This is a genomic window from Oceanisphaera sp. W20_SRM_FM3 (assembly GCF_052119705.1).
Taxonomy (GTDB): Bacteria; Pseudomonadota; Gammaproteobacteria; order Enterobacterales; family Aeromonadaceae; genus Oceanimonas.
In genome coordinates this window covers 75,987-97,805 of the sequence record NZ_JBGQOP010000002.1, presented here as the reverse complement: position 1 = coordinate 97,805, position 21,819 = coordinate 75,987, and the positions used below count along the sequence as shown (strand labels likewise).

The window sequence follows — 21,819 nt, the reverse complement described above, 5'->3', positions numbered from 1 at the left end:
TTATTCTTCGGTCTGATCCCCAAACCAACAGATGTTACGGGCCGCCATAATCAGCTCCCCAGCTAGGGTTTCACTCAGATCTTCAATTCCTTCAAGATCGTCTATGCCCTGCTCTGCTAGTTGTTCCAGACTCGAAACACCACGGGCGGCAAGCGCATAGGCCAGCTCCCGGGTCATGGAGGGCAATGCGAGCAGATCTTCTGCCGGCTCCACCCCTTCGAATGATTCTTCTTGCGCAAGCGCCCGAGTCGTCAGGGCGGCTTTGGCACGATTACGCAGCTCCTCCACCATATCTTCATCTAGGCCTTCAACGCTTAACAGCTCGCTGACTGGCACATAGGCAATTTCTTCCAATGAGGAAAAGCCTTCTTCCATCAAGAGGCTGGCAAAATCATCATCTACATCCAAGTGCTGAATGAAGAGGTTAATAATCTTGTCGCTTTCAACCTGATGCTTGCTTTGCAAATCTTCAACCGTCATCACGTTTAGCTCCCAGCCGGTAAGCTGAGCGGCCAAGCGCACGTTTTGACCGTTACGACCTATGGCTTGCGCCAAGTTGCCAGACTCCACGGCGATATCCATGGAGTGCGCGTCTTCGTCCACGATAATGGATGACACGTCGGCAGGGGCCATGGCGTTGATAACGAACTGCGCCGGATTATCATCCCACAGCACGATATCAACCCGCTCACCGTTAAGCTCGCTGGAAACCGCTTGTACACGAGCGCCACGCATGCCCACACAAGCACCGATGGGATCGATACGGCGGTCGTTGGTCTTGACGGCTATCTTGGCGCGGCTACCTGGGTCGCGCGCGGCGCCCATAATATCGATAACCTCTTCACCAATCTCTGGCACCTCAATGCGAAATAACTCTTTTAAGAAGTCAGGGTTGCTGCGGCTAATAAATAACTGGGCACCACGTGCTTCTGGACGCACGGCATATAATAAGCCACGTACCCGGTCGCCGCTGCGAAATGTTTCGCGCGGTAGCATGTCTTCGCGGAAAATCACCGCTTCGGCGTTGTTGCCTAGATCCAAGATCACGTTTTCACGGGTCGCTTTTTTCACTACGCCGCTGATGATCTCACCTTCTTGATCTTTAAACTGCTCAACCACTTGCATACGCTCGGCTTCGCGTACTTTTTGTACGATAACCTGCTTAGCAGTTTGGGTGGTGATGCGGTCAAAGGTCACAGAATCGATGTCGTCTTCGACGAAGTCACCAATTTGGATTTCTGGCTCATCAATTTGCGCCGCTTCCAAGGTGATTTCAGCATAAGGGTTGGTCAGGGTGTCCTGACTTTCCACTACCTGCCAACGACGGAAAGTTTCGAAGTCACCACTTTTACGATCAATCTCGACGCGGACTAGGATGTCACCGTCATATTTCTTTTTTGTCGCCGTGGCCAAGGCCGTTTCTAAGGCTTCAAAAATCTTTTCGCGAGGCAATGCTTTTTCGTTAGAAACCGCATCTACCACCAGCAATATTTCTTTATTCATGTCCGACTGCCTCGTTAGTCAAAGTTCGGAACCAGATGTGCTTTTTGGATATTAGCGAAAGCAATCGGGAACTCAGTTCCGTCTACCTCCAGTCTGATCAGTGTGTCATCCACCGCCACCACAAGTCCGTTCAACTTACGACGATTATTCACCGCCATACGCAGGGACAATTCAACCTGTTCGCCAATAATGGCTTGATAATGAGCAGGTTTGAATAGAGGGCGAGCCATACCCGGAGAAGACACTTCCAGATCATATTCGGTAGTTATGGGATCTTCTACGTCCATTACGGCGCTCACCTGCCGGCTGACCTCGGCGCAGTCGGTGACTTGAATACCGTCTTCATGGTCGATATACAAACGTAAGGTCGAATGACGTCCGGCACGAACAAATTCGAGCCCTAGCAATTCAAAACCCAAAGCCTCAACGGGCTCGGTCAGCATTTCGGTTAATCGTTGTTCCAATGTAGCCAAAGCTACCCCTCCGAAAACAAAAAAAGGGCTCGCAGCCCAGTGAATGTGCACCCTAAATAGGTGCTAACGTGCAGATAACAAAAAGCCCCGATCTTCAAATCGGGGCTATTCACCTGGACCCTGACTGTTGTCTTACGACAACCACCTATCACATTTGTTTAAAACAGCTGCAATAAGTGTGAGGAATTGGTTGCGGGAGCCGGATTTGAACCGACGACCTTCGGGTTATGAGCCCGACGAGCTACCAGACTGCTCCATCCCGCGTCCGAAAAATTACATAGTTAAAAACTACGTGAAATTATAGTTATTCTGAGTAAGAAACTCAAGCTAACAATAATTGGTGCCGTGAGCGGGAATTGAACCCGCACGCCCATACAGGCACTACCCCCTCAAGATAGCGTGTCTACCAATTCCACCACCACGGCAAAACTATTATTCAGGCACGTCGCTGCTGTTAACAGCAGGTACATCGCCTGCAGGAATACTTTCTTGTTGTACCGCAGGTACAGAAAGATCATCCCATTCGCTTACTTTTTGCGTACTGTTACTGGATAAGTTACCCAGCGCCAGACTGACAATAAAGAAGCCTGCTGCCAGCAGTGTGGTCGCTTTAGTTAAAAAGTTTCCTGAACCACTGGAGCCAAAAACAGTATTGGAGGCACCTGCACCGAAGGAAGCGCCCATGTCGGCACCCTTACCTTGCTGGATCAGCACTAAACCGATTAAGGTTAGTGAGATAAGCAGATACACCACTAAAAGAATTTCGTACATCAGCTACACCTTTGCTTGACGTCTGAGCCCCGCATCAGACTACTGTCCGGAGCGGGGCTAATACTAGCCATAGGTTTAACGGGTTACAAGCCCAATTTTACAAATAACGTGTGACTGCATGAAAATTCAGCAACAAGACCATTCAAAGGTCAATAAAACGGCCGTATTAAGGGAAAATGTGGGTCAAGAATATATATGATTGCTTGGCTTTCGCTCCCTCTGAGATTTACCTGCCGTTATTTGACCGCATCACCAATAAACTGTGCCAACCGACTCACTTGTTCTAACTCAGCACCCTCGACCATCACCCGAATTAAAGGTTCAGTACCTGACTTTCTGAGCAGTACGCGACCAGCGCCGGCTAACTCGGCTTCCGCCTGAGCCACCCGCACTTTCACTTCGGCGTCGTTAAGAGGATCTGTGCCCGCACTAAAGCGTACGTTATTCAGCACTTGCGGATATAGCACTAAGCTTTGACCTAAGCTCTGTAAGTTTTGCTTGTTGCACACCATGGCACGTAATACTTGCAAGGCGGCCACTATACCGTCACCGGTACTGTTGTGATCAAGGCTGATAATATGCCCTGAGTTTTCCCCGCCCAGCTTCCAGCCGCGCTGTTTAAGCTGCTCTAAGACGTAGCGATCCCCTACGTTAGCCCGTACAAAGGGAATATCTTGCTTCGCCAACGCCAACTCAAAAGCCATATTGGTCATTAAGGTGCCCACTACACCGCCGACTAGCGTGCCTCGACTAACGGCATTGTTCACAATGATATAAAGCACTTGGTCGCCATCGAGCAAGGTACCCGTATGATCGACCATGGCTAAGCGATCACCATCGCCATCGAAGGCGATACCGAGATCCGCGCCATGCTCTAGTACTGCCGCCATTAAGGACTCAGGTGCGGTGGAACCGACCTTATCATTAATATTAATGCCATTGGGCTCACAGCCCATGCGGATCACTTTCGCACCTAGCTCTTCAAACACAGATGGCGCTATATGATAAGTAGCGCCATGGGCGCAATCGAGCACTATGGTGAGGCCATCTAAGTGCATTTCTGAGGGAAAAGTACTCTTGCAAAACTCTATGTAGCGCCCTGCTGCATCAATAATACGACGAGCCTTGCCTAGCTGTTCAGATGCCACACAGTCCATAGGCTGATCCAGCATGGCTTCAATAGCCAGCTCAACGTCATCGGGGAGTTTTGTACCATCATGAGAGAAAAACTTAATGCCGTTATCATAATACGGATTATGAGAGGCGCTGATCACTATGCCGGCTTCCGCCCTAAAAGTACGGGTCAAATAGGCGATAGCTGGCGTTGGCATAGGGCCTAATAAGGCCGCCTGCAGACCGGCTGCGGATAATCCCGCTTCGAGGGCAGACTCCAGCATGTAACCAGAAATACGAGTGTCTTTACCAATTAACACTTTCTTAGTGCCGGTTTGTGATAATACTTTACCGGCAGCCCAGCCAAGCTTCATCACAAACTCAGGTGTGATCGGATACTCGCCTACGTGGCCACGGATGCCGTCGGTACCAAAATACTTTCTACTCATTTTTTATCCCTAATTCTTGGTGCTGATTTTTATTCCGAATTTTTTATACCCGACTTTTAACTCAGATACTGTGCTGCATGTTGCCAAACGCGCAGCGCGTCTGCCATTTCTTTGACATCATGCACCCGTAAAATATGAGCACCTTGATGCACCGCAAATAAGTGAGCAGCCAAGCTAGCGGCTAGGCGCTGATCAACATCACGCCCGAGCAATTGGCCGAGCATGGACTTACGTGACATGCCAACCAGCAAGGGCAAGCCTAGCTGATGCAAGTTTCCAAGTTTGGCCAGTAATTCATAATTGTGCGCTAAGCCTTTACCAAAACCATAGCCTGGGTCTAAGCATAACCGCTCTGGGCTGATACCCGCCGCTCGACAGGCTTGTACTCTGTCGGCTAAAAACGTCATTACCTCTGCAGTCACGTCTGCATAATCTGGCGCTTGCTGCATGGTTCGCGGCAGCCCTTGCATATGCATCAGGCAAATAGCGGCACCGCTGTCAGCCGCTACTTGCAAGGCATTAGGCTCACGCAGTGCACGAATATCATTGATAAGATCCGCGCCCGCGCTCACCGCCTCTTTCATCACCACGGCTTTACTGGTATCAATTGAAACCCAACACTCAAGCTCCTCGCGTAATAACTCTATTACAGGAATAACCCGGTCTAACTCTTGCTGCTCCGCCACCGCATCTGCCCCAGGGCGTGTGGATTCGCCGCCAATATCTATGATAGTGGCACCGTCTGCCAACATCTGTTTGGCATGGGCGAGCGCGGCAATAGGTGCGCTAAAGCGGCCACCGTCTGAAAAAGAGTCAGGCGTTAAGTTGAGGATGCCCATAATTTGAGGACGAGATAAATCCAAGCTTTTAGAGGTGCTTGATAACAGCATAAGAATGCTCTCGATTAAGGATGTTAAGCAAATAAAAAAGCCCCGAACAGGGCATGTTCGGGGCTTAATTTAGCATAAAAATGAATTAACTGGTGATATCACTGGGCTTATTTAGATCCGGTGCGCCAGTCTTAGGCTGCTCTGCTGGAGCTGACTCTTTATCATCAGCGCCGGCAGTGGGTCCTTGTGGCTTATCATTAGAATCTTCCACCCAATCGGCTGGCGCACGTACTGCGCGACGGGCCATTAAGTCGTCAATCTGTTTGGCATCAATCGTCTCATACATCATCAAGCAATCTTTCATGGCATGCAGTATATCGATGTTATCCAGTAAGATTTTCTTGGATCTGTCGTAGTTACGATTAATCAGCTCTTTCACTTCGGCATCTATCGCTCGCGCGGTGTCATCGGACATATGCTTCACCTTGGCAGAAGAGCGGCCCATAAAGACCTCGCCTTCTTCTTCGGCGTACAGCAAAGGACCCATTTTTTCCGACAAGCCCCATTGAGTAACCATTTTTTGGGCTAAATCGGTAGCACGCTCTATGTCGTTTGAGGCACCTGTGGTCACTTTTTCAAAGCCGTAAATGATCTCTTCTGCTAAGCGACCGCCATACAAGCTAGAGATCATCGACTCTAGATGCTGTTTGCTGTAGCTGTATCTGTCTTGCTCAGGCAAATACATAGTGACACCCAAGGCGCGGCCACGAGGAATAATAGACACTTTATACACAGGATCGTGCTCTGGCACTAAACGTCCTACTATCGCGTGGCCCGCTTCATGGTAAGCGGTCATGGCTTTTTCTTTCTCAGACATCACCATAGAACGGCGTTCGGCGCCCATCATGATTTTGTCTTTGGCTTTTTCAAACTCGTCCATGGACACGACACGGCGAGAAGAGCGCGCCGCAAACAAGGCGGCTTCGTTGACCAAGTTCGCCAAGTCTGCGCCACTAAAGCCTGGCGTACCGCGAGCAATCACACTCGCCTGCACATCATCACCTAACGGCACGCGGCGCATATGGACTTTAAGAATTTGTTCACGACCACGCACATCCGGCAGACCTACAACTACCTGACGGTCAAAACGGCCAGGGCGCAATAAGGCGGGATCAAGTACGTCGGGACGGTTAGTGGCCGCAACCACTATCACACCTTCGTTACCTTCAAAGCCGTCCATCTCAACCAGCATCTGGTTTAGGGTTTGCTCTCGCTCATCGTGACCACCACCCATGCCTGCGCCACGTTGGCGACCAACGGCGTCGATTTCATCGATAAAGATGATGCAAGGTGCAGACTTTTTGGCTTGTTCAAACATGTCGCGCACCCGTGATGCACCCACACCGACAAACATTTCCACAAAATCAGAACCTGAAATGGTAAAGAAAGGCACTTTAGCTTCACCGGCGATGGCTTTCGCCAACAGCGTTTTACCGGTACCCGGCGGACCCACCAACAAAATACCGGTTGGAATGCGACCACCAAGCTTTTGAAAGTGGCTAGGATCACGCAAGTAATCAACCAATTCGGCCACGTCTTCTTTGGCTTCATCACAGCCGGCAACATCGGCAAAGGTGGTCTTGATTTGGTCTTCACCCATCAAACGCGCCTTGCTCTTACCAAAGCTCATGGCACCCTTACCGCCGCCACCGCCTTGCATTTGGCGCATAAAGAATACCCAAACGCCGATCAACAGCAGCATGGGGAACCAAGAAATAAAGATAGACGTCAGCAGGCTAGGCTCTTCCGGCTTTTCACCAACCACACGGACATTATTATTTAACAAATCGTTCAGAAGTTGAGGGTCCTGCGCAGGCAGAATAGTCGTGAATCGATCACCACTGCGCTTAACGCCCTGTACGGTTCTACCGTCCATGCGGACTTCGCGGATTTGTCCTTGAGATACTTCCTGTACAAAGGTGGTGTAGTCCAGTTGGCGTCCACTCGGCTCGCTTGGGCTAAAGCTCTGGAATACCGACATTAACACCACGGCTATGACCAACCACAGGATCAAATTTTTCGCCATGTCACTCAAATTACTAACCTCACCGGCTGACAGTTTATGACTTTTACAGAGTACTACAGTTTAAAACCTGTAGCCACAATGTACACTTCTCGCGATCGCGGTCGCGATGAATCGGGTTTTCTTACTCTAACTGAACTAAAAGACCGACGAACTTCCAATAAGAATTCATCAAAACCGGCCCCTTGGAACACTTTCACTACAAAGCTACCGTTTGGCGCCAATACTTGGCGACACATATCCAGAGCTAATTCGACCAAATACATAGACTTTGGCTGATCGACTTCTCGTGTGCCGCTCATATTAGGTGCCATATCAGAAAGCAAGACGTCGACCTTATCTTGCCCTACTCGCTCGAGCAAGGCATTCAGTACCGCTTCGTCTCTAAAATCGCCCTGCAAGAAGCTCACGCCAGCAATCGCGTCCATCGGCAACAGGTCGCAGGCAATGACTTGTCCTTTTGATCCCACCTGCTCCACCGAAAATTGACTCCAACCGCCAGGTGCTGCGCCTAAGTCCACAACTGTCATGCCTGGTCTGAACAAGCGATCGCGCCCTTGAAGTTCTTCAAGTTTAAACACAGCCCGAGAGCGTAAGCCTCTTTTATGCGCTTCTTGTACATACTTATCGTTGAAATGCTCTTGAAGCCAGCGCGTTGAGCTGCCTGAGCGTTTTTTATTCGCCATTAAATTATCGCTCTGCTATTACCATTGAAGCTAAGATGGGGGTACAATAGTCCCCTTTCAACCTATTAACTGAAGCATTTTGCAATGACCCTGACTAATAAGCAAAAACAATACTTAAAAGGCTTGGCTCACAGCCTAAAGCCAGTGGTATTGCTCGGCCAACATGGCCTTACCGAAGGCGTGCTCGCCGAAATCGATTTGGCACTGAATTTTCATGAACTGATCAAAGTGAAGGTAGCCTCTGAAGACCGCGACACCAAGGCTCTGATCATAGATGCCATCGTCCGTGAAACCAAGGCCATTAAAGTACAAAACATCGGTCACGTATTGACGCTGTACCGTGCCAGTGAAGAGAAAAAAATCAGTTTACCTCGCGCTAAATAAGCCAATTGGCTAAACGGCCTGACTGATATAAGGGGCCGCTGTACTCAGGCTGCCCCAGTCTTTTTTATCGTTTTTCCCTTATCTTTACATTTCCCCTGCTCACGTCATAAGCTCACACTAACTGTTGAGACTTAATTAAGGTGTGACCTGTGCCATTCCATCCTTACCTGTCTGAGGAAGAAATTGCTCTGCTTAGCGAGTTATACCAAGCAGACTCAGATCAGAGCTGTCTAACCTTGTCGTTATTGCTGGATAAACAGGTGGCGCCCTTATTAGAGCAAGCTTCTCGCTTAGAGCTAAAGTTGGAGCTCGGTGAGGTCATGCTTAGTTTTCCCGTGACCCTCTCCCCCCACATGGCGCCCCAAGAACACGCTGAGCTTAGTGTACCCAACATCATTAGTAATGGCGGTCACCCTCGCTCCTGGCGCCTCCCTAGCCCCCAACACATTCAATTGAAACGCGCCGATGGCAAACCTCTGGCGGCCGAAATACGGGATTTATCCACCAATGGTATGCGGCTGTTATCTCGTCGCTCCTTGTTCGCTCAAGGTGCGATTAAGAAACGCCCTCAGATGCGAACATTGTTAATGGTGGTAGGCCAAGAGACGCTTCGTCTGGTGGTCACCTTAGTACGAGAGCATAAGGGACCCGCTTTTTGGGTCACTGCCGTGCAGTTTCAACTCAGTAGTGCTGATCAGCGAACCTTATCTGATTTTGTATTTAAGGGGTTTTTAGCACAAATTGAAAAAAAACAGGCGCCCTAGGCGCCTGTTGATAAGATAATCGAGCTTCAGATTAAAGATATTGTACCTTGAGGATTTCGTACTCTACCTCACCACCCGGGGTTTTCACCACGGCTACGTCGTCTACTTCTTTACCGATTAAGGCACGCGCAATGGGCGAGTTAACCGAAATTCGGTTCGCTTTGATATCAGACTCATCATCGCCGACGATTTGATAAGTAATTTCTCTCTCTTCATCGACTTTAAATAAATCCACTGTGGTACCAAAGATAACCTTGCCGCTATTAGGTAATTTGGTGATATCGATAACTTGTGCGTTAGACAGCTTACCCTCAATCTCTTGAATGCGGCCTTCACAAAACCCTTGTTCTTCACGCGCAGCATGGTACTCGGCGTTTTCTTTTAAATCGCCGTGTTCACGGGCAGAAGCAATATCGGCAATGATCCTAGGGCGCAGCTCTGATTTGAGGTAATCCAGCTCTTCACGCAATTTTTGTGCTCCACGCACTGTCATTGGAGTTTGTATCATAATGAAAAACCAGTCCCTTTCAGACAATAAAACAAAATCCCCTGCCGACAATCGTCAGGGGACTCAAATTATAAGTTATTCGTGAGCTTATGGGTTAAAGCACAACCCAGAGTAATACAGGCTGCTTAGCGGGTCAAATCGTCAAAAAAACGCTTCACGCCTTTTAGAAAGCCTTCCGTTTTAGGCTGGTGCTTATTGGCAGCCACCCCAACGTAAGAGTCTTCTAATTGTTGTAATAGATTTTTTTGCTCTTCGGTTAAGCTCACCGGCGTTTCGATATACACCTTACACACCAGATCGCCCATTTGGCCATTTCTCGCGGAACGCACGCCTTTTCCTTTTAACCGAAAGCTACGACCGGTTTGCGTTTCAGCCGGAATTTTCAGATTAACTCGTCCGTCTAAGGTAGGCACTTCTACTTCGCCACCTAAAGCTGCAGCCGTGAAACTAATCGGCACTTCGCAGTACAGGTTATTGCCATCACGCACAAATATCTCATGATCGCGGACATGCATTTGCACATACAAATCACCTGCCGGTGCACCTGACTCACCCGCTTCACCTTCACCAGATAAACGAATGCGATCGCCGGTATCCACGCCCGCCGGTATTTTCACCGACAAGGTCTTGGTCTTTTGATAGCGCCCCTCACCGTGGCACTTGTGGCAAGGGTCTGTGATAACTTTTCCCTTACCTCGGCAATGCGGACAAGGCTGCTGCACGGTAAAGAAGCCTTGGCGCATTTGTACCTGACCATGACCATGACAGGTAGAGCAAGTCTTAGCTTGAGTACCGGCCTTAGCGCCACTGCCATCGCACACATCACAGCCGACGAGCGTGGGGACCTTGATCTCTTTGGTCACGCCCCGCACGGCTTCTTCAAGCGTCAGCTCCATGTTGTAGCGCAAATCTGAGCCGCGGGACGCACGCTGCTGACGGCGCTGACCGCCACCGAAGATATCACCGAACACATCGCCAAAAATGTCGCCAAAGTCACCGCCACCGCCATAACCTTGGCCGCCTTGCTGACCATTAACACCGGCATGACCAAACTGATCGTAAGCGGCGCGCTTTTGCGGATCCGTCAGTACTTCATTGGCCTCTGACGCTTCCTTGAACTTATCAATGGCATCGGCATCAGTTTTATTACGGTCGGGATGATATTTCATCGCCATCCGCTTATAGGCTTTTTTTATCTCGCGCTCGTCTGCGTCTTTGCTGACGCCGAGCACTTCATAATAATCTCGTTTTGACATAGGCTGAAACTTACCTGAGTCCTGTTAAAACAAAGGCGGGCGTTGGCATCCCAACGCCCGCTCTAAGCGCGCTAATACGCTGGGGTTAACTTACTTTTTATCGTCTTTAACTTCTTCAAACTCGGCGTCGACCACATCGTCATCTACGTTGTTTGCACCATCTTGTGGCTCACCCGTTTGACCGGCATCCGCTTGCGCTTTCGCCTGTGCCACTTCTGCCAGCTTTTGTGAGGCTTCAAGCAAGACTTGCTGCTTAGCTTCGATATCGGCTTTATCTTCACCGCGCAGAGCTGTTTCAAGCTCGCTCAGTGCAGACTCGATAGCGCTCTTGTCATCGGCGGCCAAAGCATCACCCGCTTCTTCCAATTGCTTACGAGTGGCGTGTACCAGACCATCAGCTTGGTTACGCGTAGCTACCAGCTCGGCAAACTTCTTATCTTCTTCGGCGTTAGCTTCAGCCGAGCGCACCATGGCATCGATTTCTTCTTCAGTTAAACCAGAAGAGGCTTGGATGGTAATTTTCTGTTCTTTGTTAGTGTCTTTGTCTTTCGCAGACACGTGCAAGATACCATCCGCATCGATATCAAAGGTCACTTCCACTTGTGGCAAACCACGCGGTGCTGGGCGAATACCTTCCAGGTTAAACTGACCTAGAGATTTGTTATCGCTGGAGCGCTTACGCTCACCTTGCAGCACATGAATAGTCACGGCGGCTTGGTTGTCGTCGGCGGTAGAGAACACCTGAGACTTCTTAGTCGGAATGGTGGTGTTCTTCTCAATCACGGCCGTCATCACGCCGCCCATGGTTTCAATACCCAAAGACAGCGGGGTTACGTCTAGCAATAACACGTCAGTTTTATCACCAGACAATACGGCACCTTGAATGGCTGCGCCCACGGCTACGGCTTCATCAGGGTTCACGTCTTTACGTGGCTCTTGACCGAAGAAATCGGTTACCGCTTTTTGTACTAATGGCATACGGGTTTGACCGCCTACCAAAATCACGTCATCGATGTCAGTCACGGACAAGCCGGCGTCTTTCAATGCAGTTTTAACGGGCTCCAAAGACTTGGTGACCATGTCTTCTACCAGTGACTCTAACTTGGCGCGCGTCAGCTTAATGTTCAAGTGCTTAGGACCTGAAGCATCGGCGGTAATATAAGGCAAGTTAACGTCAGTTTGTTGCGCAGAAGACAGCTCACACTTGGCTTTTTCTGCCGCTTCTTTCAAGCGTTGCAGTGCCAACATGTCATTCATCAAATCAAAACCTTGCTCGCGCTTAAATTCTGCAACTAAATAGTTGATTAAGCGGTTATCAAAGTCTTCACCACCCAAGTGGGTATCACCGTTGGTCGCTAATACTTCGAAAGTTTTCTCACCGTCCATCTCATCGATTTCAATGATGGAAATATCGAAAGTACCACCGCCCAAGTCGTATACGGCAACCTTACGATCGCCCTTGGTCTTATTTACGCCATAGGCAAATGCCGCCGCAGTGGGCTCGTTGATGATGCGCTTAACATCTAGGCCCGCGATACGGCCTGCATCTTTGGTTGCTTGACGCTGAGCGTCGTTAAAGTAAGCCGGCACCGTAATGACGGCTTCGGTTACCGCTTCGCCCAGATAATCTTCGGCGGTTTTCTTCATCTTTTTCAACACTTCGGCAGACACCTGTGGCGGCGCCATTTTTCTGCCTTTGGCTTCAACCCAAGCATCACCGTTGTCGGCTTTTACAATTTTGAAGGGCATCAGCTTAATGTCACGCTGCACTTCTTCATCTTCAAAACGACGACCAATCAAACGCTTGATCGCAAACAGGGTATTTTCAGGGTTAGTTACTGCCTGACGCTTAGCTGGCTGGCCAACCAAGGTTTCGCCATCATCGGCATAGGCGATGATGGAAGGAGTAGTACGGGTACCCTCGGCGTTTTCGATGACGCGCGGATTATCTCCGTCTAAAATAGCCACACATGAGTTAGTGGTACCCAAATCTATGCCGATGATTCTACCCATAAAATCCTCTCTCAATATCTTGAATTTAACGTAAGCAAAGTTGTTTGCGATTTACATTGTATATGTGGCTGCTTGACTTAAGTTTCAAGGCGCAGCTCACACTTTTTAAATAAATAGTGCGATTAAGCCGATTATCTAGGCTTTGCTATGGCTTAGGCTTGCGTATTGATCGCCGGCCCTTTAGCTACCATCACCATGGCGGGGCGCAATACGCGGCCATTCAGTTCATAGCCTTTCATCATCACAGCTACCACAGAATTCGGCGCGACCTCGGCACTTTCTACCATGCTCATGGCTTGATGTTTGTTGGGATCAAACGGTGTACCTTGAGGGTCAATCTGTAACACCCCAAATTTTTCGACCGTATCTAACAACGACTTCAGCGTTAGCTCAACGCCCTCATACACAGCCTTAAAGCCATCATTCTCTTTATCTGTGTGCTCCAAAGCGCGCTCTAAACTGTCGATCACAGGCAATAAGTCAGTGGCGAATTTTTCTAAGGCAAACTTTTGCGCTTTTTCGACATCTTGTGCCGCGCGACGACGTAAATTTTCCATTTCCGCCAAGGCGCGCAAAGCATTGTCTTTCTCGCTTTGGGCGAGCTCATTAGCGGCAGAGAGCTGAAGTTCAAGCTCTGCAACAATAGCGTCACTGGCCGACTCAACAACCTCTGGCTCAAGCGCTGCGGTATCTGGGGTTAATGGCTCTTGCTCTACGCCCTGCTCTGCTTCAGGCTGATATTTGTTATCGCTCATCTCGTCTCCATCTCAATATTCTGGTCAACATTCTTGCTTGCCTGTTATATGGGGGAGCCCATGGCAAAATTCAAGAGAATATTTTTATCATTACCTTTCATAGGTAGCACTAACCGATGGGGTTATTTAGAATGAAGCTTATGCGGCCCTTTATTTTGCTGGCCACCTTGCTCAATTCATCATTTATGCTGGGTTATATCAATGGAAACTGAATTTAATACCATAGCGCTCATTGGCAAACCCGATCACGAAGGTGCCAACCAAACCTTGGTTGCACTCTATCAACACATTGCTGGCTTAGGTTTAAATGTGGTGATCGAGCGCCGCGTGGGTGAGCAGTTAGGGTTAGAGAATGTTGAACTGTTAGAAATGGTGGAGCTGGGCGAGCGTGCTGACTTGGCCATAGTGGTTGGCGGCGACGGCAACATGCTGGGTGCAGCGCGCGTGTTAGCACGTTTTGATGTGGCAGTGGTCGGTGTAAACCGCGGCAATCTAGGCTTCTTAACGGATTTATCACCCGACAGCTTTGAGCAACCGTTAGAGCGATTATTAGCCGGGGACTATCAAGCCGAGCAGCGCTTTTTACTGGAAACGCAAGTACATCGTCACGGCCAACTTAAGGCCAGCAATACCGCAATGAATGAGGCGGTATTACATCCAGGTAAAATTGCGCACATGATAGAATTTGAGGTCTATATCAATGGCGTCTTTATGTACAGTCAGCGCGCAGATGGCATGATAGTGGCCACCCCCACAGGCTCAACCGCCTACTCGCTGTCTGCGGGAGGCCCCATAGTCACGCCTAACCTCAATGCCATCACACTGGTTCCCATGTTTCCACATACCTTAAGTTGCCGACCCATAGTGATCGACGCCGACTCGCAAGTGAAATTAGTGATCTCACAAAACAGCAAGACCAGCCAAATGTTAATCAGTTGCGATGGCCATGTCTCGCTGGCCGTGCAACCCGGAGATGAAATTCACATCAATAAAAGCCCGCACAAGCTGAAACTCTTACACCCTAGAGGGCATAACTACTTTGAAGTCTTGCGTAGCAAACTGGGTTGGGGTAGCAAGTTGTTTTAAGGCAGCGCCAGGCGCTCGGCGCCGAGCTAAACAAAAAATAGCCACAGCGTTAAGCGTTAGCCGTCTTTCTGAGGCCAGTCATGATCTCAGTTAACTGTTTTTAGCTTGGTGTGGGGCGCTCGGCGCTTGCAGCTGCATCTTACCCTTGCTACTGTACAAAACAACAGTATACTGTTTATATAAACAGTATACTTTGTGCAGGGGATTTATCATGTTACTTCAGCTCACCATCAGTAATTTTGCCATCGTTTCCTTTCTTGAGCTGGACTTGCGTGCCGGCATGACCAGCATCACAGGTGAAACCGGTGCCGGTAAGTCGATCGCCATAGATGCATTAGCGTTAGCGCTAGGTGAGCGCGGTGACTCCGACTCGGTAAGACCCGGTGCCGATAAAGCCGACATTAGCGCCCGTTTTCGTATCGATAAACTCCCCCGCGTGAAAGCTTGGCTGAATGAGCAAGAGCTGGATGAACAAGATGAATGCATACTGCGCCGCACCTTAACGCCAGAGGGCCGTTCTCGAGGCTACATTAATGGCATGCCGGTGCCTTTAGCTCAATTGAAAGCATTGGGCGCCTTGCTTATCAATATCCATGGTCAACATGCCCATCAAGCCCTACAAAAATCAGACTATCAACGCACCTTGCTTGATGCCTATGCAGGCCATCACCAGCTACTACAAAAATCCAGTAAGCATTATCAATTATGGCGCCAGCTGAGTAATGAGCGTAAACAACTGAAACTCGAGCAAGCCCAGTGGCAAGCACAGCGCCAATTGCTCGAATACCAAGTGGCGGAGCTTGACGAGTTAGCCTTAAACACGGATGAGTTCCCTGAGTTGGAAGCAGAGCATGCACGTCTAGCCAATGGGGCTGAGCTATTAAACGATTGTCAGCTGGCGTTAAATATCTTGGGCGACGGTGATGACAGCAATGCCCTACAGCAATTGCGCCAAGGTTTAAAAGTTGTCACTGACTTGTGCCAAATGGATGCGCTGCTAAGCCCAGTGCAAGAAATGATAGAAAGCAGTCTTATTCAATTAGAAGAAGGCCACATAGAGCTGAGCCGCTATTTAGATCGCTTAGAGCTGGATCCAGAACGCTTGCATGAAGTTGAAGCCCGCATGACCAAAGTGATGGAGCTGGCTCGTAAACACCATGTGCAGCCAGTGGCGTTATCGCAGTTCCACCTGCAAATTAAAAGCCAACTGGCGGAGATGGATACCAACAACCACAGATTACAAGAGCTTGATGAAGAGGTTATTCAGGCTAAAGTGCAGTTTTTACAAGCCGCCGAGCGACTCAGTCACAGCCGCCAACGCTACGCTCAGTCGTTAAATAACCAGATTACCCAAAGCCTACATCAGCTGAGCATGGAGCACGGCCGCTTTGAAATTACCGTGACCGCCGATGACAATGCCGGTTTCTCGCCCTTAGGCATAGATAAAGTCGACTTCTTGGTGAGCACAAACCCAGGTCAGCCTATGAGCCCCTTGGCGAAAGTGGCTTCTGGCGGCGAGCTATCGCGCATCAGTTTGGCCATTCAGGTGATTACCGCGCAAAAAGTAGCAACCCCAACCCTTATTTTTGATGAAGTGGATGTGGGCGTCAGCGGGCCAACGGCCGCTGTGGTGGGCAAGTTATTGCGCCAGCTCGGTGAGTCCACCCAAGTGTTGGTGATCACCCACCTGCCGCAAGTGGCAGGCAATGGTCATCAGCATTACTTTGTCAGCAAGGACAGCGATAAGCACGAAACCCAAACCCGCATGCAAGAGCTGGACACTAACAGTCGCTTACAAGAGCTGGCGCGCTTGCTTGGCGGAGACAAAATTACAGCCAACACCTTAGCCAATGCTCAGGAGTTATTGGTCAGCTAAGAACGTGAGGCCAGCATTAACTAAAAGCCCCGAATCGTAACGACTCGGGGCTTTTTTAATGGCCGACCTTAAACGTTAAATTAACACCAAGCGTTAAGCCAAACGGCGGGCGGCGCCCAGCACAATATCAATGGCCTGTTGCTCGGCGGTTTGTACTTGCACAGGATCTGGCGTCTCTTGTTCGGTGCGATTGACAATCACTCCGGCAACGCACCCCGCCTTTAAGCCCTGACTGGCACAGAAGGTAAATAAGGTTGCCGACTCCATCTCATAATTGAGCACACCCATGGCTTGCCATTCGTTAAGGCTGCCTTGAAGCTCTCGGATCACACGACCTGAATAGGTATCGTAACGCTCCTGACCCGGATAAAAAGTATCAGACGACGCAGTAATACCCACATGTGGGCTCAAGCCTAATTCGCGCGCCGCATCTACTAAAGCGCAGCTGCAGTCAAAATCCGCTACCGCAGGAAAAGCTAAAGGAGCAAAATGGCGGCTAGCGCCATCTAAGCGTACCGCACCATTGGTGATTATCATGTCGCCTACTTGAATGTGTGGCTGAATGGCACCCGTAGTGCCGATGCGCAAGAAGGTAGTGACACCCAGTTGCGCCAGTTCTTCCAACGCGATAGACGTAGAAGGGCCACCAATACCGGTAGAGCACACCACCACCGACTTGCCCGCTAATTCACCCAGCCAAGAACTAAACTCTCGATGGCTGGCTAAGGGACGCGCCCCCTCTAATTGGCTGGCAATGCGAGCAACCCGCGCTGGATCGCCAGGCAAAATAGCCAAACGCGCGCCCTTTAAGTCGTCAGCCGTGATCCCTAAGTGAAAAACATGTTTTGTCATAATGGTCACTTACTCATTAAATTAATGCAGCTTAGCGCACTCACCACCTGAGTGGCACCTGCATTAAAACAAAGAACTAAGCCGAGTTAACTCAGTCGCTAAAACATAAGTATCGCTTCGGCTTTTACAAGGTCAGCTACAGCCGCTATCATGGCCAGAAGTCACACAGGATATAGTGCCATATGCAACTCAAAACCTTGATTTTACCGATAATGTTAACCCTGCCCCTAATGGGCTGCGGTCTGGTATATAAAATAGATATCCCGCAAGGCAACTACATAGAAGCCAAGCAAGTAGATCAACTGCGCCGCGGTATGACGCAAGAACAGGTCCGTTTCTTACTGGGCAACCCCATGAGCTTGGACAGCTTCAATCATGACCGCTGGGTTTATATGTTCTACTTCAAACCTGGGCGCGGTGCCGTCGAACAAAAGCAGCTAGTGCTGGAATTTAGTAATGATGCCTTGCTGACGGTAAGCGGAGACTTTGCGGCACCGGTCAATTTTGATCAGGGTTTATAACTTTCACGCTCACTATTTGCCTATCAGACTCTCCCAGGCACCCATATAGGCTCTATTTGGCATAACTCTATTTGGCATAACGCTATCTGGCATAAGTTAGGCTAAACATTTAGTCGCTTCAGCACACCGAGTGTTCACTCGATGTGCTGAATACTTTCATGAGTCTTGTGTCTCATCTTCTGCTTGCTGGCCTTTATTTTCTCTATCCCTCACATCAGCTCGCCCAGAGTTAGGTCGTCCACCCGTCACCTTGTCAGCACGCCCTTCTTCTTTGGCTTGCTCGGCACGGCGGCGACGAATATCTTTGGGATCCGCTAATAAAGGCCGATAAATTTCGACTCTGTCTCCGGCTCGCAGTGGGCTATTTAGTTTAACCTGACGCCCAAACACACCGACCATGTTGGTATCTAAGTCAATCTCAGGAAACTGCTGCAAGATGCCAGACTGGGCGATCACCTGCTGCACGTCACTACTGGCGGCGACGTTCAGGCTTAGCACTACTTGCTTATAAGGCAGCGCATACACAACTTCAACCTGAATAAGACTCATGGCCATATACCTCTCTGGCTCGCTCACTAAAGGAATGCACCATGGCATTGGCTAGCTCTTTAAAGATGCCGCCAAAAGCAAATTCCACTAAGCGAGACGTAAACTCAAAATACAATTCCAGCTCAACTTTACAGGCGTCTTCATCTAACGGCGTAAAGGTCCAGCCACCATTGAGTGCTTTAAAAGGCCCATCGACTAACTCAACACGAATATGCTGATAAGGCGTTAATACATTACGCGTGGTAAAAGTTTTACGAATGCCCGCCTTAGATACATCCAAGGCCGCAGTAATGGTATTATCGGACTGCGAGACCACACGGCTTGCCACACAACCTGGTAAAAACTGCGGATAAGCGTCAATATCATTGACCAACTCATACATTTGTTGTGCACTAAACATCACTAATGCACTGCGAGTAATACTCGGCATAATCTCTCCTGACAGCAAATCGACTCGATTTTAACACTAATCTTTGTTGGACTCACGGCTGTCGAATCAAGACAATTAGGCTGACATAACTGCAGCATTATCACGAAATACGTATGAAAAACACGCAGTTGCTGTATCAGCAATTCCCAAGCCATCATTGGCCCCGTATAATGGCGCTACTATGACAAAAAACAAAGCTAAGAAAAAAGTCGGTTCCAGCACCATTGCCCTCAATAAGAAGGCAAGGCACGAATATTATATCGAAGAAAAATATGAAGCCGGGCTGGAGCTACAAGGATGGGAAGTAAAAGCGATGCGGGCGGGAAAAGCCAACATCGCCGACTCTTACGTGTTCATACGTAATGGCGAAGCCTTCTTGTTCGCCGCGACCATTACTCCCCTTAACATGGCCTCTACTCACGTAGTGTGCGATCCCATGCGCTCGCGCAAACTGTTACTTAAACGGCGCGAGCTGGACAGATTAGCCAGCCTGCTTGACCGCGACGGTTATACCTTGGTGCCCTTGGCACTGTATTGGTCTCAGTCTTGGGTAAAAATTGAAATTGGCTTGGTGAAAGGTAAAAAAGATCACGACAAGCGCCAAGACGTGAAAGAGCGGGACTGGAAGCGCGAAAAAGACCGCATGATGAAACATAAAAATCGTTAATACTTGTGATTCGGTAAAAATTGCCATACCATAAGTGAACTTGGGGCTGATTCTGGATTCGACGAGATTCTCGAACTCCTAGGTGCATGCCGAGGTGCGATAGGCCTCGTTAAAAAATCGCAAAAAAATAGTCGCAAACGACGAAAACTACGCACTAGCAGCTTAATAACCTGTTAGAGCCCTTCTACCCTAGCTTGTCTGTGACTTAGGGAATTGGAAGGTCATATCTCACAGAATCGTGTGGAAATCGTGCCTGACGGTGGAAGCATTAAAACTAATTTAGGCTAGTTATTCTGTGGCGTGTCTGTCCGCAGCAGATGGCGAATGTAATGACTGACTACGCATGTAGTACCGACGATGTAGGTTTTTCGGACGCGGGTTCAAATCCCGCCAGCTCCACCAATCGATTGGAAAGGCCCTTAATTGGGCCTTTTTTTATGGCTGCTTGCTAGGCAATATTTAGCCAATAGTTAAACCATAATTCCCATATTCACCGCTATAAAGCATAATTTGGGGCGAGTGAATGGAATGGCTTTCATAAATCAGTTCCATTAGAATCGCTTAAAGTCATTTCATCAGCACCTTGGCTGATCATCTGTGGGTACCCTCACCTAATGCAAAACAAACCCCTTCCTCGGTTTAAACTGCGTGGCCTAATATTGGGGCTTGCGTTATGCAGCGTCTTGATAACCTTAGGTAATAGCTTTTACGCCACCTATGAAGCACAACGCTCATTACTGATAAATAATGCCCTCGAAGCGAACCGTGTGTATGCGGCTAAGCTGGCAGAAGTTACCGCCGTCTTTCTGGATATGGCACAAGACAGACTGGCGTATAGCGCGAACATGCTCGGCGAGCACATGAAAGATGCCTCTCGTTTAGACGACGAAGTGGTGCGCTTACAGCAATCCACGGAGATCTTTAACTCAGTCGCTGTGGTTGATGTGAATGCGAGAGTGTTGGCCGCGTCTCCAGAAGCATTAGGGATCCGTGGAATAAAACTGAAGTCAGTACAAGCACAGCAGTCTATCGCTCGAAAAATGCCGATGATCTCAGACCCATTTATATCTGAAGCCGGTAATTATTTAATTAGTGTGTCACACCCCATTTTCGCAAAGGGTGGTAATTACTTAGGCTACATCACAGGCACCATTTATTTACAGAAAAAGAATATTTTGAACCAATTTTTAGGCAAGCATTATTATCAAGATGGTTCTTATCTGTATGTAGTAGATCGCCATAAGACGTTAATTTATCACCCTGATAACGTGCGTGTTGGCGAAAATATTGAACAAAATCCAGCTATTGATGCCGTGGTTGCAGGTCAAGAAGGTGCTTATGCCGTTACTAACTCTAAAGGTATAGAAATGCTTGCCGGCTTTGCCCCTATTGCGAATGCAGGATGGGGGATTGTGGCACAAAGGCCTAAACATATAACGTTGGCTGAATTAGATAGCCATATTACAAACGTGTTTATTAGAAGTTTGCCTTTGGTACTACTCACGTTATTTGGTATCTGGTTGTCGGCTATGCTGATCTCTCGGCCGCTGTGGTTGCTAGCGCGCGATACCCGCTTGATTGAAAATAAAACTGCCCAAGATAATATCTCTCACATTAACTCTTGGTACTTTGAAGCCGCACAGCTCAAACGTGCCATCGTTAAAAGCATGGGGCAGTTGAACGATAAAATTAGCCAATTACATAACGATAGCCATACCGATGCCATGACAGGCTTATTAAATCGTCGTGGCATGGCCTCGGTGTTAGATAACTACCAAGCAGAGCGTACCGTTTTTTCCGTCATCGCCTTGGACATTGACTTCTTTAAGCGAGTAAATGACACCTATGGGCATGACGTAGGTGATGAAGTAATAAAAAAACTCGCGCAATTGATGCGGACTCAGGCTCGCAAAGAAGACCAGTTATGTCGTTGTGGCGGTGAAGAGTTTATAATTTTCTTACCTAATATCTTACCTGAGACGGCGTTTACCGTGGCCGAGCGTCTACGAGAGTTAATCGCCCAAACCGAGATCCCCCCTGTGGGTTACATTACCGTGTCTTTCGGGGTAACGTATTGGGCAGCATTAGACTCGCCCAGAAGCATAGATGATACCTTAAAGCTGGCAGATCAGGCCTTGTATAAAGCCAAGCAGCAAGGTCGTAACCGTACCGTTTGCTTATGAACGGGCTAGTACTATCTACACTGAGCCGAAGTCCTCAGGTTATGGGGTATTCGGCTTATGTACTAGT

General features: G+C 48.9%; 21 protein-coding genes, 2 tRNA genes and 1 other RNA gene. 8 read left to right on the top strand and 16 right to left on the bottom strand.

The annotated features are described in order from the left end of the window. From nusA to rlmE, 9 genes are all read right to left on the bottom strand, one after another. Entirely contained in the window at nucleotides 1-1,503 is a 1,503-nt protein-coding gene (nusA, locus tag ACEN2G_RS01775) for a transcription termination factor NusA (protein ID WP_442019747.1), read from the bottom strand. 14 nt (nucleotides 1,504-1,517) lie between these two features. Next, nucleotides 1,518-1,976: a ribosome maturation factor RimP gene (gene rimP / locus ACEN2G_RS01770; protein ID WP_442019746.1), complete on the bottom strand. Its 459-nt coding sequence runs from the start codon at nucleotides 1,974-1,976 to the stop codon at nucleotides 1,518-1,520. A gap of 187 nt (nucleotides 1,977-2,163) precedes the next feature. After that, nucleotides 2,164-2,240 (bottom strand) — tRNA-Met (locus tag ACEN2G_RS01765). Between the two features lie 74 nt (nucleotides 2,241-2,314). Further along, nucleotides 2,315-2,401 (bottom strand) — tRNA-Leu (locus ACEN2G_RS01760). 7 nt (nucleotides 2,402-2,408) lie between these two features. Beyond that, nucleotides 2,409-2,747: a preprotein translocase subunit SecG gene (gene secG, locus ACEN2G_RS01755; protein WP_442019745.1), complete on the bottom strand. Its 339-nt coding sequence runs from the start codon at nucleotides 2,745-2,747 to the stop codon at nucleotides 2,409-2,411. A 236-nt stretch (nucleotides 2,748-2,983) separates the two neighbouring features. Then, nucleotides 2,984-4,309 carry a phosphoglucosamine mutase gene (gene glmM / locus ACEN2G_RS01750; RefSeq protein WP_442019744.1) on the bottom strand — a complete coding sequence of 442 codons (1,326 nt, stop codon included), beginning with the start codon at nucleotides 4,307-4,309 and terminating at the stop codon, nucleotides 2,984-2,986. A gap of 56 nt (nucleotides 4,310-4,365) precedes the next feature. Further along, complete coding sequence (folP, locus tag ACEN2G_RS01745) at nucleotides 4,366-5,199, bottom strand: dihydropteroate synthase (RefSeq protein WP_442019743.1); 834 nt, start codon at nucleotides 5,197-5,199, stop codon at nucleotides 4,366-4,368. Nucleotides 5,200-5,284: 85 nt separating this feature from the next. Then, the gene (gene ftsH / locus ACEN2G_RS01740) at nucleotides 5,285-7,234 is read right to left on the bottom strand and encodes an ATP-dependent zinc metalloprotease FtsH (protein WP_442019742.1); all 1,950 of its coding nucleotides are present in this window, start codon (nucleotides 7,232-7,234) and stop codon (nucleotides 5,285-5,287) included. 44 nt (nucleotides 7,235-7,278) lie between these two features. Then, complete coding sequence (rlmE, locus tag ACEN2G_RS01735) at nucleotides 7,279-7,908, bottom strand: 23S rRNA (uridine(2552)-2'-O)-methyltransferase RlmE (RefSeq protein ID WP_442019741.1); 630 nt, start codon at nucleotides 7,906-7,908, stop codon at nucleotides 7,279-7,281. A gap of 84 nt (nucleotides 7,909-7,992) precedes the next feature. Between rlmE and yhbY the strand changes: the two genes are divergently transcribed. Further along, the gene (gene yhbY / locus ACEN2G_RS01730) at nucleotides 7,993-8,292 is read left to right on the top strand and encodes a ribosome assembly RNA-binding protein YhbY (protein WP_442019740.1); all 300 of its coding nucleotides are present in this window, start codon (nucleotides 7,993-7,995) and stop codon (nucleotides 8,290-8,292) included. A gap of 149 nt (nucleotides 8,293-8,441) precedes the next feature. After that, nucleotides 8,442-9,056: a PilZ domain-containing protein gene (locus ACEN2G_RS01725; RefSeq protein WP_442019739.1), complete on the top strand. Its 615-nt coding sequence runs from the start codon at nucleotides 8,442-8,444 to the stop codon at nucleotides 9,054-9,056. Between the two features lie 31 nt (nucleotides 9,057-9,087). Here ACEN2G_RS01725 and greA read toward each other — a convergent pair whose 3' ends face one another. The 4 genes from greA to grpE all read right to left on the bottom strand — a co-directional run bounded on the left by greA (nucleotide 9,088) and on the right by grpE (nucleotide 13,588). Further along, nucleotides 9,088-9,564, bottom strand: coding sequence for a transcription elongation factor GreA (gene greA, locus ACEN2G_RS01720; RefSeq protein WP_442019738.1), 477 nt, complete (start codon nucleotides 9,562-9,564; stop codon nucleotides 9,088-9,090). Nucleotides 9,565-9,689: 125 nt separating this feature from the next. Further along, nucleotides 9,690-10,820 carry a molecular chaperone DnaJ gene (gene dnaJ / locus ACEN2G_RS01715; protein WP_442019737.1) on the bottom strand — a complete coding sequence of 377 codons (1,131 nt, stop codon included), beginning with the start codon at nucleotides 10,818-10,820 and terminating at the stop codon, nucleotides 9,690-9,692. Nucleotides 10,821-10,910: 90 nt separating this feature from the next. Further along, nucleotides 10,911-12,833, bottom strand: a complete 1,923-nt coding sequence (dnaK, locus tag ACEN2G_RS01710; RefSeq protein ID WP_442019736.1) for a molecular chaperone DnaK — start codon at nucleotides 12,831-12,833, stop codon at nucleotides 10,911-10,913. A gap of 152 nt (nucleotides 12,834-12,985) precedes the next feature. Continuing rightward, nucleotides 12,986-13,588, bottom strand: a complete 603-nt coding sequence (gene grpE, locus ACEN2G_RS01705; RefSeq protein ID WP_442019735.1) for a nucleotide exchange factor GrpE — start codon at nucleotides 13,586-13,588, stop codon at nucleotides 12,986-12,988. A 201-nt stretch (nucleotides 13,589-13,789) separates the two neighbouring features. Between grpE and nadK the strand changes: the two genes are divergently transcribed. Together nadK and recN are read left to right on the top strand one after the other, a co-directional pair. Further along, nucleotides 13,790-14,674 carry an NAD(+) kinase gene (nadK, locus tag ACEN2G_RS01700; protein WP_442019734.1) on the top strand — a complete coding sequence of 295 codons (885 nt, stop codon included), beginning with the start codon at nucleotides 13,790-13,792 and terminating at the stop codon, nucleotides 14,672-14,674. A 211-nt stretch (nucleotides 14,675-14,885) separates the two neighbouring features. Continuing rightward, nucleotides 14,886-16,550 carry a DNA repair protein RecN gene (gene recN / locus ACEN2G_RS01695; RefSeq protein ID WP_442019733.1) on the top strand — a complete coding sequence of 555 codons (1,665 nt, stop codon included), beginning with the start codon at nucleotides 14,886-14,888 and terminating at the stop codon, nucleotides 16,548-16,550. A 93-nt stretch (nucleotides 16,551-16,643) separates the two neighbouring features. Here the strand turns inward: recN and udp are convergent, their stop codons facing one another. Continuing rightward, nucleotides 16,644-17,402 carry a uridine phosphorylase gene (gene udp / locus ACEN2G_RS01690; RefSeq protein WP_442019732.1) on the bottom strand — a complete coding sequence of 253 codons (759 nt, stop codon included), beginning with the start codon at nucleotides 17,400-17,402 and terminating at the stop codon, nucleotides 16,644-16,646. A gap of 182 nt (nucleotides 17,403-17,584) precedes the next feature. Here udp and ACEN2G_RS01685 point away from each other — a divergent pair, with 182 nt between their 5' ends. Then, nucleotides 17,585-17,923 (top strand): outer membrane protein assembly factor BamE, encoded by a 339-nt coding sequence (locus ACEN2G_RS01685; protein WP_442019731.1) that lies wholly within the window; start codon nucleotides 17,585-17,587, stop codon nucleotides 17,921-17,923. Nucleotides 17,924-18,079: 156 nt separating this feature from the next. Here the strand turns inward: ACEN2G_RS01685 and ACEN2G_RS01680 are convergent, their stop codons facing one another. After that, entirely contained in the window at nucleotides 18,080-18,472 is a 393-nt protein-coding gene (locus ACEN2G_RS01680; RefSeq protein WP_442019730.1) for an RnfH family protein, read from the bottom strand. Next, nucleotides 18,453-18,902, bottom strand: a complete 450-nt coding sequence (locus ACEN2G_RS01675) for an SRPBCC family protein (RefSeq protein ID WP_442019729.1) — start codon at nucleotides 18,900-18,902, stop codon at nucleotides 18,453-18,455. Before ACEN2G_RS01675 ends, ACEN2G_RS01680 begins: the two co-directional genes overlap by 20 nt. Before the next feature lie 181 nt (nucleotides 18,903-19,083). Between ACEN2G_RS01675 and smpB the strand changes: the two genes are divergently transcribed. The 3 genes from smpB to ACEN2G_RS01660 all read left to right on the top strand — a co-directional run bounded on the left by smpB (nucleotide 19,084) and on the right by ACEN2G_RS01660 (nucleotide 21,752). Further along, nucleotides 19,084-19,569, top strand: coding sequence for an SsrA-binding protein SmpB (gene smpB, locus ACEN2G_RS01670; RefSeq protein ID WP_442019728.1), 486 nt, complete (start codon nucleotides 19,084-19,086; stop codon nucleotides 19,567-19,569). A 42-nt stretch (nucleotides 19,570-19,611) separates the two neighbouring features. Next, nucleotides 19,612-19,971, top strand: a transfer-messenger RNA (tmRNA) gene (gene ssrA, locus ACEN2G_RS01665). A gap of 212 nt (nucleotides 19,972-20,183) precedes the next feature. After that, nucleotides 20,184-21,752 carry a sensor domain-containing diguanylate cyclase gene (locus ACEN2G_RS01660; protein WP_442019727.1) on the top strand — a complete coding sequence of 523 codons (1,569 nt, stop codon included), beginning with the start codon at nucleotides 20,184-20,186 and terminating at the stop codon, nucleotides 21,750-21,752. Nucleotides 21,753-21,819 lie beyond the last annotated feature (67 nt).